Origin of the sequence: Streptococcus sp. DTU_2020_1000888_1_SI_GRL_NUU_041A (assembly GCF_032387735.1) — a bacterium.
Taxonomy (GTDB): domain Bacteria; phylum Bacillota; class Bacilli; order Lactobacillales; family Streptococcaceae; genus Streptococcus; species Streptococcus sanguinis.
Genome location: NZ_CP135591.1, coordinates 1993332 through 2006917 on the forward strand (window position 1 = coordinate 1993332; position 13586 = coordinate 2006917).

Annotated in this window: 12 protein-coding genes; 1 reads left to right on the top strand and 11 read right to left on the bottom strand. The window is 44.7% G+C overall.

Annotated features, from left to right (window positions below; all coding sequences use genetic code 11):
* Positions 1 to 36: 36 nt before the first annotated feature.
* The 11 genes from RSK81_RS09875 to RSK81_RS09925 all read right to left on the bottom strand — a co-directional run bounded on the left by RSK81_RS09875 (position 37) and on the right by RSK81_RS09925 (position 12651).
* Complete coding sequence (locus RSK81_RS09875; protein WP_002926512.1) at positions 37 to 669, bottom strand: response regulator transcription factor; 633 nt, start codon at positions 667 to 669, stop codon at positions 37 to 39.
* The gene (locus tag RSK81_RS09880; protein WP_002926513.1) at positions 647 to 1666 is read right to left on the bottom strand and encodes a sensor histidine kinase; all 1020 of its coding nucleotides are present in this window, start codon (positions 1664 to 1666) and stop codon (positions 647 to 649) included. Before RSK81_RS09880 ends, RSK81_RS09875 begins: the two co-directional genes overlap by 23 nt.
* Entirely contained in the window at positions 1663 to 2358 is a 696-nt protein-coding gene (gene liaF, locus RSK81_RS09885) for a cell wall-active antibiotics response protein LiaF (protein WP_002893496.1), read from the bottom strand. The genes RSK81_RS09880 and liaF overlap by 4 nt, the downstream gene beginning before the upstream one ends.
* 144 nt (positions 2359 to 2502) lie before the next feature.
* A complete protein-coding gene (gene pknB / locus RSK81_RS09890; RefSeq protein ID WP_315686667.1) occupies positions 2503 to 4350 on the bottom strand; it encodes a Stk1 family PASTA domain-containing Ser/Thr kinase in 1848 nt (615 codons plus the stop codon).
* Positions 4347 to 5087: a Stp1/IreP family PP2C-type Ser/Thr phosphatase gene (locus RSK81_RS09895; protein WP_002903268.1), complete on the bottom strand. Its 741-nt coding sequence runs from the start codon at positions 5085 to 5087 to the stop codon at positions 4347 to 4349. Before RSK81_RS09895 ends, pknB begins: the two co-directional genes overlap by 4 nt.
* Positions 5088 to 5105: 18 nt before the next feature.
* Positions 5106 to 6422 (bottom strand): 16S rRNA (cytosine(967)-C(5))-methyltransferase RsmB, encoded by a 1317-nt coding sequence (gene rsmB / locus RSK81_RS09900; protein ID WP_125330294.1) that lies wholly within the window; start codon positions 6420 to 6422, stop codon positions 5106 to 5108.
* Positions 6412 to 7347: a methionyl-tRNA formyltransferase gene (gene fmt, locus RSK81_RS09905; RefSeq protein WP_002903270.1), complete on the bottom strand. Its 936-nt coding sequence runs from the start codon at positions 7345 to 7347 to the stop codon at positions 6412 to 6414. Before fmt ends, rsmB begins: the two co-directional genes overlap by 11 nt.
* 83 nt (positions 7348 to 7430) lie before the next feature.
* Positions 7431 to 9818, bottom strand: a complete 2388-nt coding sequence (locus tag RSK81_RS09910; RefSeq protein WP_125402740.1) for a primosomal protein N' — start codon at positions 9816 to 9818, stop codon at positions 7431 to 7433.
* A 60-nt stretch (positions 9819 to 9878) separates the two neighbouring features.
* Positions 9879 to 10193, bottom strand: coding sequence for a DNA-directed RNA polymerase subunit omega (gene rpoZ, locus RSK81_RS09915; RefSeq protein ID WP_002893503.1), 315 nt, complete (start codon positions 10191 to 10193; stop codon positions 9879 to 9881).
* Positions 10194 to 10218: 25 nt separating this feature from the next.
* Entirely contained in the window at positions 10219 to 10851 is a 633-nt protein-coding gene (gmk, locus tag RSK81_RS09920; RefSeq protein ID WP_002893505.1) for a guanylate kinase, read from the bottom strand.
* Positions 10852 to 11037: 186 nt separating this feature from the next.
* On the bottom strand, positions 11038 to 12651 hold the full coding sequence (locus RSK81_RS09925; RefSeq protein WP_002893506.1) for a ribonuclease Y: 1614 nt from the start codon (positions 12649 to 12651) through the stop codon (positions 11038 to 11040).
* A gap of 365 nt (positions 12652 to 13016) precedes the next feature.
* On the opposite strand from RSK81_RS09925, the gene RSK81_RS09930 reads away from it, so the two are divergent.
* Positions 13017 to 13499, top strand: a complete 483-nt coding sequence (locus RSK81_RS09930) for an S-ribosylhomocysteine lyase (protein WP_002905191.1) — start codon at positions 13017 to 13019, stop codon at positions 13497 to 13499.
* Positions 13500 to 13586: the final 87 nt, after the last annotated feature.

A 13586-nucleotide genomic window follows, 5' to 3' on the forward strand; every position in this document is an offset into this window, starting at 1 on the left:
GCCCCTTGTCCAATCTTAATCTTTTCTATTATACCATTAAAAGTCTTCTTGTGGGACAAGATGGTGCTGAAAAGCATAAACAACTGCCTGAGTGCGGTCGCTCACCTCCAATTTGGACAGGATATTGGAGACATGAGTCTTGACCGTTTTGAGGGAAATGAAGAGCTCATCCGCAATTCGTTGATTCTCATATCCCTTGGCTAAAAGCCCTAAAATATCACGCTCACGAGCTGTCAAATCCTCGTGAAGCTCAATATGGTTACGATGATATTCCACTTTCTTGCTGACTTCTGTTTCAATAGCAAATTCTCCCTTGGCAACTTTTTTAACAGCACGGAGAATTTCTTCAGCACTAGAAGTCTTAAGCATATACCCATGTGCGCCTGCATCCAAAACAGGATAAATTTTTTCATTATCCAGATAAGAAGTCAAAATCAGAATCTTTGCTTCCGGCCACTCTTTTAAGATGGCCAGTGTCGCTTCAATCCCATTCATCTCAGGCATGACAATATCCATGATAATCACATCCGGACGACTTGCCAAAGCCTGCTCAACTCCTTCTTTGCCATTAACTGCTTCGGATACTTCTGCTATATCATCTTGCAGTTCCAGGTAACTTTTCAATCCCAATCTGACCATCTGATGGTCATCCACTAACAATATCTTCATGATTTTCTCCTTCTAGTAAAGGTATCGTGATTTCAATAGAAAGACCTTTTCTGGGGGCTGTCAAAAGCTTAAAAGTACCCGCCATATCCCGAACACGGTCTTCCATATTTTTCAAGCCGTAGCTGAGTTCATCCTGAGCCAGCGGATCAAAACCGACGCCATTATCAGATACCTTGATTTTAAGCTCATTTGGCGCCTGATAGAGATAAATATCTAGCCGACTGGCTTGGGCATGCCGTAATGTGTTGTTGATAATTTCCTGCATGATTCTGAAGACATGCTCCTCCATCTGTTTGGGTAGATGCCCAACCTGATGATTGAAGTGAACATCAATGTCGCTTTTATCAGTCAGCTCCTTGATAATCACATCCATCCCTTCGACCAGAGTCTTATTTTCCAACTCTGTAGGTCGCAGGTGGAGTAGGAGAATCCGCAAATCCTTCTGGGCTGTGTCCAGAATATCTGCAATCCCCTTGAGCTGCTTTTGCAGTTTTTCTCCATCAAGCTGTTCTACATTTCCAGCTACTCCTGAAAGAATCATATTAGCTGCAAATAATTCCTGACTGACAGTATCGTGCAAATCACGCGCAATCCGCCGCCGTTCTTTTTCGATAATTTTTTCTTCTGTCTGCAGGGATTGATTTTCAGACTTCTGGAGATTCTCTGTCAGACGGTGCAGCCTTCTCTCGAGCTGATGCAGAGAGCTATCCAACTCGGGTTGGTCTGTCGGCTCCAGCCTCCGTCCATCCAGCAAATGCCGAAGATTTTTTTGCACATGGGCTACCGACAGATACTGTATCAAGCGAGCCGCTATCACAATCAGAATAGTCAGTGATAAACCGATAATTACAACAAAGAACACAAAAGACTGCAACAGCTCCAAATCATTAAAGAGCTCCTGCCAAGTGAAATCAAAAATATTGAAAATATAATGGAAGATGATAAATAAGACAAAGAAAGTATAGAGGAGAATGAGAAAATAATTAGATTTCTTCACTTTCTGACAACCTCCACATTTCCTAGGAAGCTGACGAGGACAATCTTCACTGTCTTATTGGCCCGTTTATAGTCTGGTGTCGTCAGCGAAATAGTTTCATTGCGCAGCTTGCGGGATGGATGATGTAGAAAATTCAGCTCCCCGTAAAGAGTATTGATTTGCAGCTGAATTTCCACATCCAGCGGCACAATAATCTTGGTATCACCAAAACCTTTTCGAATGACAATGACGTTATCATGGTTGACTAAAATCACGTCTTCCAAATGAATGGTGTCTTTCCCAACAATGCGCAAGAGATTGATGTCGTGGAATTGACAGCTGTCCTTAGAAAAATGCTGCAGGTCCCCCAACCAGCGATTCTTTTCACTCTGAATTTCCACATCTTCTTCGTAAACGAGATGGGTTTCTTGATTTTCCTTATAGATATAAGGGTAGGCCACAATCATCCCATAAACCAGCGCGAATAAAAGGGCAGCAATGACATAGGGATTGAGCATAATAATGAAAAACAGCATAATCATGGAAGCGACCAGCAGAAAATTCCCTTTTTGCTTGCCGAAGTAATAATAGAGCAGCAGCAAAAAAAGGACCAAAATAATGACAACACGTGAAAAATCAGCTGCCAACATGGTCACCAATGCCATGGATAGTAAGACTGTTTCAACAAAGACAAATAATTGAACCTTCCACATAGCCTTTTCCTTTCTCTACCTTCCTATTTTAACAAAATTAAACCAAAAAACCTCCGTCCAAGGCATGAAATGGGGAAATTTGTCCAGCAACAAAGAAAAAACCATCCTTTCAAGCAGAAAGCTTAAAAGGATGGCCTAGCTTCATCAATGGTCGGAAGAACTAGAGCTACTAGAATGACTTTCATCATCGGACGATGAACTGCTCTTTGAGCTGCTAGATGATGATGACGAGCTAGATGATGATGGTGTCGTTGCTTCTGTCACGTAAAGAGTGATTTTTTCATTAGATTTGAGGTCAATTGTCTGACCTGCCGCTGGTGACTGGGAAGTTACCAAGTCTGCCTGAGTCGAAGTGACCGAACGGTCAACAACTCGCTCAATTCGAGAAGAAGAAATTCCCATTTGGATCAAGTAAGAACGAGCATTGGCGTAGGTGTACTGCATGCTGCCAAAGTCAGGCATGGACACACTAGTTACTTCTTTGGCCACTGTCAGCTTAATCTTATGATTAGAAGTCAAATCATAGGTCGAACCAGCTGCCGGTGACTGACGAATCACCTGACCTGGCTCGTACTCGTCCGATTCCTCCTCAACAATTTCAATCAATTTCTCAGAAACATTATAGTTTGTTTTCAGATTTTCAACCACGGCTGATTTTGCTTGACCGACATAATCTTCCATTACAAAGGTCTTGGGTCCCTTGGAAATAATCAGGTCAATCTTGCTACCTTCGCGGCGCTGACTATTAGCCTGTGGATCAGTTTTAATGACTTTACCAGATTCGACATTGTCGCTGTATTCTTCCTTTTCCTCTCCGACAACCAGCTTCTTAGCTTCAATAGCGGAGCGAGCCTCTGCCACAGTCTGACCAGAAACATCTGGCACGCTAGTATTAGACGGGCTGTTATAGAGAAGGACGACAAAGGCAGCCAAAACCAATAAGACTGCAAAGAAAAGTACTTTGTAACGCGTTCTCAAACGACGTTTCTTTGGAACTTTCTTAACCGCATCAGCTGTCTCTTCCTTAACTTCATCCACTTCCGTTTTAGCCGGAGTTGGCTTAACAGGTGGAACTGCTGGCTGAGGTACAGGTGAGATTTTTGGCAAGGTCTTGGTGTCTGCTTTCGCAACATCATCAAAGACTAATTTCTTTTCATTGCGGCGCTCGTAGGATAAGCTGCTAGACAAGTCAACATACATCTCTGCAACCGACTGATAGCGATCCGTCAGTTTTTTGGCTGTTGCCTTAATGACCACATTTTCCAAGGCCTGAGGCACATTAGGATTTTCAGAAATGATGGATGGCAGCGGCTTTTGGAAATGCTGCAGGGCAATCGTAACGGCACTATCCCCATCATAAGGGATATGACCAGTCAGCATTTCATAAAAAATAATCCCCATCGCATAAATATCACTCTGAACAGTTGCTTTAGAGCCACGTGCCTGCTCAGGCGATAGATAATGAACCGAGCCCAGCATAGAGTTAGTCTGAGTCAAACTTGTCTCTGCAAAGGCCACCGCAATCCCAAAGTCTGTTACCTTTGCATTGCCATCTGGGGTCAAGAGGACATTTTGTGGTTTCAGGTCACGATGGACAATACCGCGTGTATGCGCCAAGCGCATCGCCAGCAAGATTTGTCCCATGATTCTGACTGCTTCTTCATTTGAAATCGGAGAATTCTCTTTGATATAGCGCTTGAGGTCAAGACCTGCCACGTATTCCATAGCCAGATACTGCTGGCCGTCTTCTTCTCCAATATCAGTGATCCGAACGATGTGCGGATGGTCCAAATCAGCCATCGCCTTAGCTTCCCGCTGGAAACGCGCGACAGCGATAGGATCTGTCTGGTAATTGGTTCTAAGAACCTTTACCGCAACTTCCTCACCATCCAAAATCAAGTCCTTGGCCAGATAGACATCTGCCATGCCTCCACGGCCAATCTGCTTGATGATTTTATATCGCCCGGCAAAGATTTTGCCGATTTGAATCATGCCTTATCCTCCTTGTCAAAGCGAACCAGAGCAACTGTGATGTTATCCAGTCCTCCAGCATTGTTGGCAAAGCGAATTAAGGTTTGTGTTTTTTCAGACAGGCTGATGTCGCTGGTGACAATGTCACAAATTTCACTGTCTGAAATCATATTGGTCAGACCGTCACTGTTAAGCAGGAGGTAGTCACCATCTTCCAAGGTAATCATGCCATAGTCAGGCTGTACTTCGTCTTTTTGACCAATAGACTGGGTAATGATATTCTTCTGCGGATGACGCTCTGCTTCTTCTGGAGTGATCTGTCCAGCTTTCAACAAAGCATTAACAAGCGAGTGGTCATTGGTCAGCTGGCGGTATTCATCACCGCGAATCAAGCCAATACGAGAATCACCGATATGGGCATAGATGGCTTGATTATCAATGATAGCCAAGGCTTCCAAAGTCGTGCCCATGCCCTTGTATTCTTCATCTTGACCAAATTGATGAATGCGCTGATTTTCCTCTTCCAAGTGCTCCGCAAACCATTCACGCACCTGATTCACCGAATCAATCTGTGTATCAACCCAGGCAGCTCCTAAGTCTGTCACAGCCATTTCGCTGGCAATGTTTCCAGCTCTGTGACCGCCCATACCATCTGCCAAGATGATAAGGGTCTTGCCCGCCCGGTTCACAAAAAGATTGGCATAATCTTGGTTATTTGTACGCTTTTGACCAACATCTGTTAATAATGAAATTTCCATACTGTCAGTTTCCTCCTCTTATTCCGATATCTTCCTAAATTGACTGATAAAAAATCCGTCGCTTTCATATAATTCCGGCGTAATCAAGATACAGCCGTCTTTAACGATATCTTTTCTTTCATGGTCTAATAAGACTTGCTCAAAGTTCGGATGACTGGCCAGAAATTTCTCGACAACCTCAAAATTCTCTTTAGCCATAATCGTGCAAGTACTATAAGCTATTATACCACCTTTACGTAGACTTTGACAAACGCTGTCTAGTATATCCAGCTGAATTTTTTGTAAATTCTCAAAATCTGCATTTTCTTTATTATATTTTATATCTGGTTTGCGGCGAATTAAGCCAATACCAGAGCAAGGAGCGTCCACCAGGATTTTATCGAAAGCATCTGATCCAAAAGTCTCAAACACCTTGGTCGCGTCTAGCTTTTTAGTGGTGATTTTATCTGCCAAGCCCAGTCTTTCTGCATTTTCTTCTACGAGCTCTAACTTATGATCGTAGAGGTCCAAGGCCGTAATGTGGCCGCTCGTCAGATAGGAAGCCATGTGAACAGTCTTGCCGCCTGGTGCACTGCAAGCATCCAGAATCTGCTCCTCTCCTTCTATGGCTAGAGTTGGCGCCACAAGCTGGCTAGACTCATCCTGAATCGTAATCGCTCCGCTTTCAAAGAGCTGATGCCCAGCAAAATGCCCCTGTCTCTTAACCAAGGCTGACGGAGATAAGAGCGAGTCCTCAGCCCCTAAAAGCTGACGAAACTCTGCCTTGCGCGACATATCCGTCACGCGAATGCTGGCCTTACTACGAACAAAGAGACTGGCAAAGATAGCTAGAGCTCTTTCTTCGCCATACTCTTCTATCAGGTCTTTGACCAGCCAGACCGGCAGAGAATACTGAATCGAATAGCGCTTGTTTTTGCGCTTGATTGTTTCAAAATCAGACACACCCTCACGCTCAATCCTACGTAACAAGGCATTGACAAATTTTTCGCTGCCACGCTTACGGATTTTCGCAATTTCAACAGCCTCATGAACAGTTGCATGCTGAGGGATTTTATCTAGATAGAGCATCTGGTACAGACTAAGCATAAGCAGAATGTAGAGCCAGTTATCTAATTTGTTCCTATCCTCAATCAGATGTGATAGATACCATTCCAGAGTGATTTTCCGAGCAACTGTGCCGTAAACCAGCTCTGTTACCAGACCTTTATCTGCTTGACTCAGCGGACTTTGACTCAGAGCTCGGTTTAAGGCGATATTGGAATAGGCTCCTTCTTCAAAAACTTCTTCCAAAATTTCCAAGGCCTGACACCGGGGCGTTTTTTGCTTACTTTCCAAAAGTATCTCCTAGGGACAGGCTGCGTCCCAGTCCATTCAAAAAATCAACGATAGCCATCTTGGGCTTACCAGCAGGCTGAACTGTCTTCAGCGAGAGAGCTCCCTGACCAGCTGCGACCACCAGTTCCTTTTTACTAATAGACAATATCTGTCCCGGCTGACCGCTGCCAGCTACCATATCTGCTTCATAAATCTTAAAGCGTTGTCCCTGCAGCAAGGTATGAGCTACTGGCCAAGGATACATGCCACGAATTTGATTGAAAATTTGTCGGTTTGTTTTGCTCCAGTCTATCCGCTCTTCTTCTGGGCTGATATTCGGAGAGAAAGTGACCTGGCTAGGATCCTGTGGCTGAGGAATAATCTGCCCTGCCCTATAAGCTGGCAGCACATCCAATAACAGATCTCGACCAATAATCGCCAATTTTTCAAAGAGAGTTCCGACATTATCTGTCTCTTCAATCGGCGTCGCCTTGCTGGCTATCATGTCTCCAGCATCCATCTCCTTGACCATTTCCATAATCGTAACACCCGCTTGCTCATCGCCATTGATCAGAGCATAGTGAATGGGCGCACCACCTCGGTATTTAGGCAGCAAAGAAGCATGAACATTCACCGCAAAGTCAACACTGTCCAGTAAGCGGCTAGGTAAAAACTGCCCAAAAGCAGCTGTGACAATACCATCTGCTTCTAAGTTCATCAACTCCTCTAAATCCGAGCTTTGAGCCAGCTTTTCCGGTTGATAAACTTGCAGCCCGTATTCCAAGGCCAATTCTTTTACTGGAGTCATGCGAATCTCTCTTTTACGGCCGACGGCACGGTCCGGCTGCGTTACTACTGCTAACACTTCGTATTGACCGCTGTCCAGCAGGCCTTTTAGGACAGTCGCTGAGAAGTCCGGAGTTCCCATAAATATTATTTTCATCATTTTCAACTATTGATTCCTTTTTTGTTCCTTCCCTTATTATATCAGAAGTCGCCTACAACAACCTTAATCTCGACTAAAATGCTTCACATAAAATTTTGTGGCTCATTATCAATTGTCAGGCGTAAATCTTTATTGTCCCGATTCTGTGTCCAGTCCAAGACTTGATTTAGCGTCGCCTGTAGCTTGTCCTCAAAGCGATATTTGAGCAAAATCTGATAATGATAGAGATTGTGGGTGCGGGCAATCGGCTTCGGCGTTGGACCCAGGATTTGCACTTTTTCTGACAGACCGCTTCGCAGAATATCCATAACTTCATAAGCTTTTCGCACTGCTGTCTCTTCATCCTTGTGCGACAGGGTTAGACCGACTGTAAAGTAATAAGGCGGATAGCCTAGCTGCCGGCGGATTCCCATTTCATAAGCATAAAAGCCCTCGTAATCCTGTTGCTTAGCAAACTCAATGGCATAATGATGAGGATTGTAGGACTGGATAAAGACCTGACCAGCCTTTTCAGCCCGACCAGCACGGCCCGCCACCTGAGTCAGCAGCTGGAAAGTTCGCTCTGAAGAGCGAAAGTCCGGTAGATTAAGAGCAGTATCCGCATTGAGAACGCCAACTAGCGTCACATTTGGAAAATCCAATCCCTTGGCAATCATCTGGGTGCCTAAGAGAATATCTGCCTGCCCCTGACCAAAGCTTTCTAAAATGGCTTCATGACTGCCTTTCTTACGGGTCGTATCTACATCCATCCGCAAAATGCGAGCCTGTGGAAAGAGCTGAATCAACTCATCATAAGCTTTCTGCGTCCCAGTACCATAATAGCGAATGCTGCGGCTGGCACAGTTAGGACAACTCTGAGGAATATTCTTAGCAAAACCACAGTAGTGACAGTTCATGGTCTTGGTGTCCATATGCAGGGTCAGAGAAATATCACAGTTAGGACAGCTATCAACGGTCCCGCATTCCCGACACATGACAAAGCTGGAATACCCCCGCCTATTAAGCATGAGAACCGTCTGCTCTCCCTTATCCAGACGATCTTGAATAGCCTCTAGCAGGACTGGGGTGAAATTACTGGCCTCATGCTGCCCGATATAATCTCGAAAATCCACCACTTCCACTTGAGGAATCTGCGCCAGCGGATTTGCACGCTTGCTGAGCAGCTGAAAATCATAGACTCCACGGCTTGCTCGGGCACGGCTCTCCAAGCTCGGAGTTGCCGAACCTAACACTAAGACAGCTTGATTATACTGAGCTCGCAGGAGAGCCACCTCTCTAGCATGATAGCGAGGATTAGAATCCTGCTTGTAGGAGGACTCATGCTCTTCATCAATGATGATGGCTCCAATATTTGTCAGCGGAGCAAAAATAGCTGAACGCGCGCCGACAACGACCTGGGCAGCTCCTCGCTCCACTTTGCGCCACTCATCATATTTCTCACCGTCAGACAGGCCTGAATGCAAAATTGCAACTTGGTCGCCAAATCTAGAGATAAAGCGATCAGTAACCTGCGGAGTCAGAGAAATTTCTGGAACCAGCATGATAGCGGTCTTGCCTTGGGCCAGTGCCTCCGCGATGACCTGTAGGTAAACTTCGGTCTTCCCGCTGCCAGTAACCCCTTCTAAGAGGACTGGCTGAGAATGACTCTGACCAATTTTCTGAGTGATTGCCGCAACCGCTGCGGCTTGTTCATCATTTAAGGTCAGGTTTTGCTGCTGCCGCTCCTTTTGGAAATAAGCAGCAGAACGGCTGATTTCTCTATCTTCTATGTTAATTAGATTTTCTTTGATAAAGTAATTAATAATATCGCGCGAAAACTTTTCTCGTAAATCAGCCAAGAGCTGGCTGTCCTGCTGCTCCAACAAGACTTCTTTTAATGCTTGTTTTTTCTTTGCTTGTCGGGGAAGGTCATGATTTTGCAGAGCGGTATGATTGACCCGATACCATTTCTCAGTTTTAATATGCTTCTTGTCCGTCGCCTGATACTCCAGTCGAATGCGGCCAGTCTGGGTCAGTCGCATCAGCTTGGCCTGACTTTTCTTGTCCAAATCAGAAAAGCGAAGACTGAGCTCCTGACCAAAGATAGCTGAGCGTTCCTCATCATTCAGCAGCTCCGTCGGATAGAGTAGTTTATCATAGCTGGAGTTGAGAAGACTAGGCAGCATGGCCTTTAAAAGGCTAATCTTATAGGAAAAGACTGACTTGCGCAGCTCATCCGCCAGCCAGAGCTGTTCCTGATTCAGCACGGGACTGAAATCAAGGACCTCCGCAATCTCCTTCAGCTCATCTTGGTCTCCTGTCTCATCAAAGCCGACCACAATTCCCTGAATCAGGCGATTTCCCTGCCCAAAAGGGACATGGACCCGCATGCCAGCCTCCAGCATCCCTGCAAACTCTTCTGGAATAGCATAGCTATAGGGCTTGTCCGTCTGCATCAGAGGAACATCCACAATAATCTTTGCCACCTTCATATTCTCACCCCACTTTCCTAAACATCATTACAGAAAAAATAAGATTGAGCATCCCCAACCTTAAATCTTCTCACCTTCTTCTTTTTCTTTAGCGATTTGCTCTTTAATCTTGCGTTCTTCTTCTTCTTTACGCAGGCGCTCTTCTTCTGCCCGACGGCGAACTGCCTCACGCTTGCCTTCTGGATCTGGATGGATAACGACATTGCCGGATTCAATTTCTTCCAAAGCACGAAGAGTGGATTTGACAGACTTGAATTCCTGCGTAGCGGGAGCCCCGGCTTCAAGCTCATGAGCGCGCTTAGCTTCTAAAATAACCAAGGAATATTTTGACGGAACCTTGTCCAGCAATGTGTCAATAGACGGTTTTAACATCATAATTTTCTACCTAATTTCTAACTTTCTATCGAATAATCGTTTCGTTTTTTGGAAGCATGTCTTGATAACGGCCGATAACACGGTCTACTCGGAAATGCTCTGCTTCAATCACGCGCTTGACACGGTCGGCAGCTAGCGGCACCTGATCATTGACAATGGCATAATCATACTCGCGCATGAGGGCAATTTCTTCTTTGGCCTTTTCAATGCGCTGGGCGATAATCTCCGCACTGTCTGTCCCACGTCCGACCAAGCGGTCTTTAAGTTCTTCTAAGTCTGGAGGAGTCAAAAAAATAAAGACGGCATCTGGAACTTTTTTCTTGACTTGTAAAGCCCCCTGAACCTCAATCTCTAGGAAGACATCAATACCTTTATCCAGCGTTTCATTGACATAAGTCAGAGGCGTCCCGTAGTAGTTTCCTACATACTCTGCATACTCCAGCATCTGGCCCTGGCGAATCAGCTCTTCAAACTCCTCGCGAGTGCGGAAGAAATAGTCAACTCCATCCACTTCACCTGGACGCTGAGGACGAGTCGTCATGGATACCGAGTACTGGAATTGGTTATCAGTGCTTTCAAAAATTTCTCGTCTAACAGTCCCTTTTCCTACACCAGAGGGGCCAGAAAAGACGATTAGTAAGCCTCGTTCCGTCATCATGTCTCCTTCACAGTCTTTCTATCTAGTGTAACAAAATTAGACTGATATTTCAAGAGGATAGGAAGAAATGTATGTGTCTATAGTTTTGAGAAAATAGAAAAATAAGCAAGCAATCATACGGAAATCCAAATAGACCAGCAGAAAATTCAAGAAAAAAGCAATCTGTTACCAGACTGCATTTCTTCTTTATTTTGCGTAGTCAACGGCCCGCATCTCACGGATAACCGTTACCTTGATATTGCCCGGATATTCCAAGTTGTTTTCGATCTTTTCACGAACATCGTGAGCCAAAATCGTAATCTTGTCATCCTTAATCTTGTCCGGCTGAACCATAATCCGGATTTCACGGCCAGCTTGTAAAGCAAAGCTATTCTTGACACCCTTGAAGCTATTAGCGATTTCTTCCAAATCTTGGAGACGCTTGATATAGCTTTCCAGAGATTCACTGCGGGCACCTGGACGAGCAGCACTGAGAGCGTCTGCTGCAGCTACGATAACAGCAATGACACTTTCTGCTTCCACATCTCCGTGGTGGCTGGCAATGGTATTAACAACAACTGGATGCTCCTTGTACTTCCGAGCCAGTTCTGTCCCGATTTCCACGTGGCTTCCCTCAACCTCACGGTCAATAGACTTGCCAATATCATGGAGGAATCCAGCACGGCGAGCTAAATTAGCATTTTCACCTAGCTCAGCAGCAATAATGCCGGAAAGCTTGGCAACCTCAATAGAGTGCCGAAGGACGTTCTGACCATAAGAAGTTCGGAACTGCAAGCGCCCCATGATTTTCATCAAATCAGGATGCAGGTTAGGAGCTCCGATTTCATAAGCTGCGGCCTCTCCGTACTCACGGATGCGATTGTCAATTTCCAGACGGTTCTTCTCAACCAACTCCTCGATGCGGGCTGGGTGAATACGACCGTCTTTCAAGAGTGCTTCCATGGTCATACGAGCAATTTCGCGACGAATCGGATCAAAACCTGAGAGAGTGACTACTTCAGGCGTATCGTCAATTATGACATCAATACCAGTCAGACTTTCAAAAGTCCGGATATTACGACCTTCACGGCCAATAATCCGGCCCTTCATACTGTCATCTGGCAGATGCACCGTTGAGTTGGTTTGCTCAGCGACATAATCACCGGCAATACGCTGCATAGCTTGGACCAAGATATTCTTCGCAACCTTGTCAGACCGCTCTTTGATATCTTGCTCCGCATCCCGAATCCTAGTCGCAATCTCTTTAGAAAGCTTGTCTTCGGTCTGCGTCAAAATAATATCACGCGCTTCTGTCTGCGATAGCGAAGCAACTCGCTCCAGCTCTGCTGCCTTCTGCTTTTCAAGTTCCGCTACTTGTTCTTCACGCGCATCAATGTGTTTAGATTTATCTGAGAGACTTTGTTCTTTTTGCTCCAAAGCCTTTTCTTTGTTGCTTAAATTATCGTCTTTGCGGTCAAGAGTAGAAGCGCGCTCTGTCAAGCGGCTTTCGATTTGTTTTAACTCTTGACGTTCAGACTTAAATTCTGCATCAACTTGTTCACGATATTTTCTGGCTTCTTCTTTTGCCTCCAAAAGTGCTTCTTTTTTAAGCGAACTTGTTTCCCGCTTAGCTTCTTTGACAATCAAATCAGCTTCACGTTCAGCTTGTCCGCGTAAATTGGTTGCTTCTTGTTCAGCATTTAAAAGAGTAAGCTCCGCAGCTTCTTTAGATGATTTCATCTTAGCCGAGACACTTACATATCCAATCACTAAACCAATGATGGCAGCAAAAACAGACATAATTATAGGAAATAGGTCCATGTTTTTACTCCAAATCTATTTAATTGTTGAATTCAAAATTCCATACTATTCTATCACAAATCTAAAAAATTCACAAACCTATTTTTTGAAAAACAAGAAAGCTTTTGTCCAATTTTTACCGACTAAATCTTCAAAGTTTGTAGAAGCCTGAGCACCAAAACTTTTTTCAAGAGATAAGCAAGATTGTTCAAATTTTTCATTCCTTTAAGATGCAAACTTTATTCCCAAATAAAAAATTTTTATGCTATAATCAGAGAAGAAAAGATGCATATGAGACAGGCTTTTTCTTCGCTAACAAGACAAACCTATGGCTTGATATCACTAGAAAAACCTTCTCGCACTCGCTACATTGTAAAGGAGAAACCATGTCTAAAGAAGTTGTCGTTGAAAGCTTTGAGCTGGATCACACCATCGTCAAAGCGCCTTACGTTCGCCTCATCGGAGAGGAAACTGGCCCTAAAGGCGATATCATTTCCAATTTTGATATCCGTCTGGTTCAGCCTAATGAAGATTCAATCCCAACTGCTGGCCTGCATACCATTGAGCATTTGCTGGCCATGCTGATTCGCAAGCGCATTGATGGTATGATTGACTGCTCACCTTTTGGCTGCCGCACTGGTTTTCATATGATTATGTGGGGGCAACACAGCTCCAGCCAGATTGCTCAGGTCATCAAATCCTGTCTGGAAGAAATCGCTGAGTCAACTAGTTGGGAAGATGTCCCTGGAACAACCATTGAATCCTGCGGAAACTACAAGGATCACAGCCTCTTCTCAGCCAAAGAATGGGCTAAACTTATTCTCAGCCAAGGAATCTCAGATGATGCCTTTGAACGCCATGTGATTTAAAACAATAAAAAGTTCTCGAAATTGAGAACTTTTTTTGTGCATGTATAATGAAATCCATCAACAAACTAGAAAGTCAGCTGCTGAAGA

Bases quoted from the DNA above. Each gene is read 5' to 3' on its own strand.
- RSK81_RS09895 (WP_002903268.1), bottom strand. From the start codon at position 5,087: ATGGAAATTTCATTATTAACAGATGTTGGTCAAAAGCGTACAAATAAC.
- RSK81_RS09875 (WP_002926512.1), bottom strand. From the start codon at position 669: ATGAAGATATTGTTAGTGGATGACCATCAGATGGTCAGATTGGGATTG.
- gmk (WP_002893505.1), bottom strand. From the start codon at position 10,851: ATGATGACGGAACGAGGCTTACTAATCGTCTTTTCTGGCCCCTCTGGT.
- pknB (WP_315686667.1), bottom strand. From the start codon at position 4,350: ATGATTCAAATCGGCAAAATCTTTGCCGGGCGATATAAAATCATCAAG.
- liaF (WP_002893496.1), bottom strand. From the start codon at position 2,358: ATGTGGAAGGTTCAATTATTTGTCTTTGTTGAAACAGTCTTACTATCC.
- rpoZ (WP_002893503.1), bottom strand. From the start codon at position 10,193: ATGATGTTAAAACCGTCTATTGACACATTGCTGGACAAGGTTCCGTCA.
- fmt (WP_002903270.1), bottom strand. From the start codon at position 7,347: ATGATGAAAATAATATTTATGGGAACTCCGGACTTCTCAGCGACTGTC.
- RSK81_RS09925 (WP_002893506.1), bottom strand. From the start codon at position 12,651: ATGGACCTATTTCCTATAATTATGTCTGTTTTTGCTGCCATCATTGGT.
- RSK81_RS09930 (WP_002905191.1), top strand. From the start codon at position 13,017: ATGTCTAAAGAAGTTGTCGTTGAAAGCTTTGAGCTGGATCACACCATC.
- RSK81_RS09910 (WP_125402740.1), bottom strand. From the start codon at position 9,818: ATGAAGGTGGCAAAGATTATTGTGGATGTTCCTCTGATGCAGACGGAC.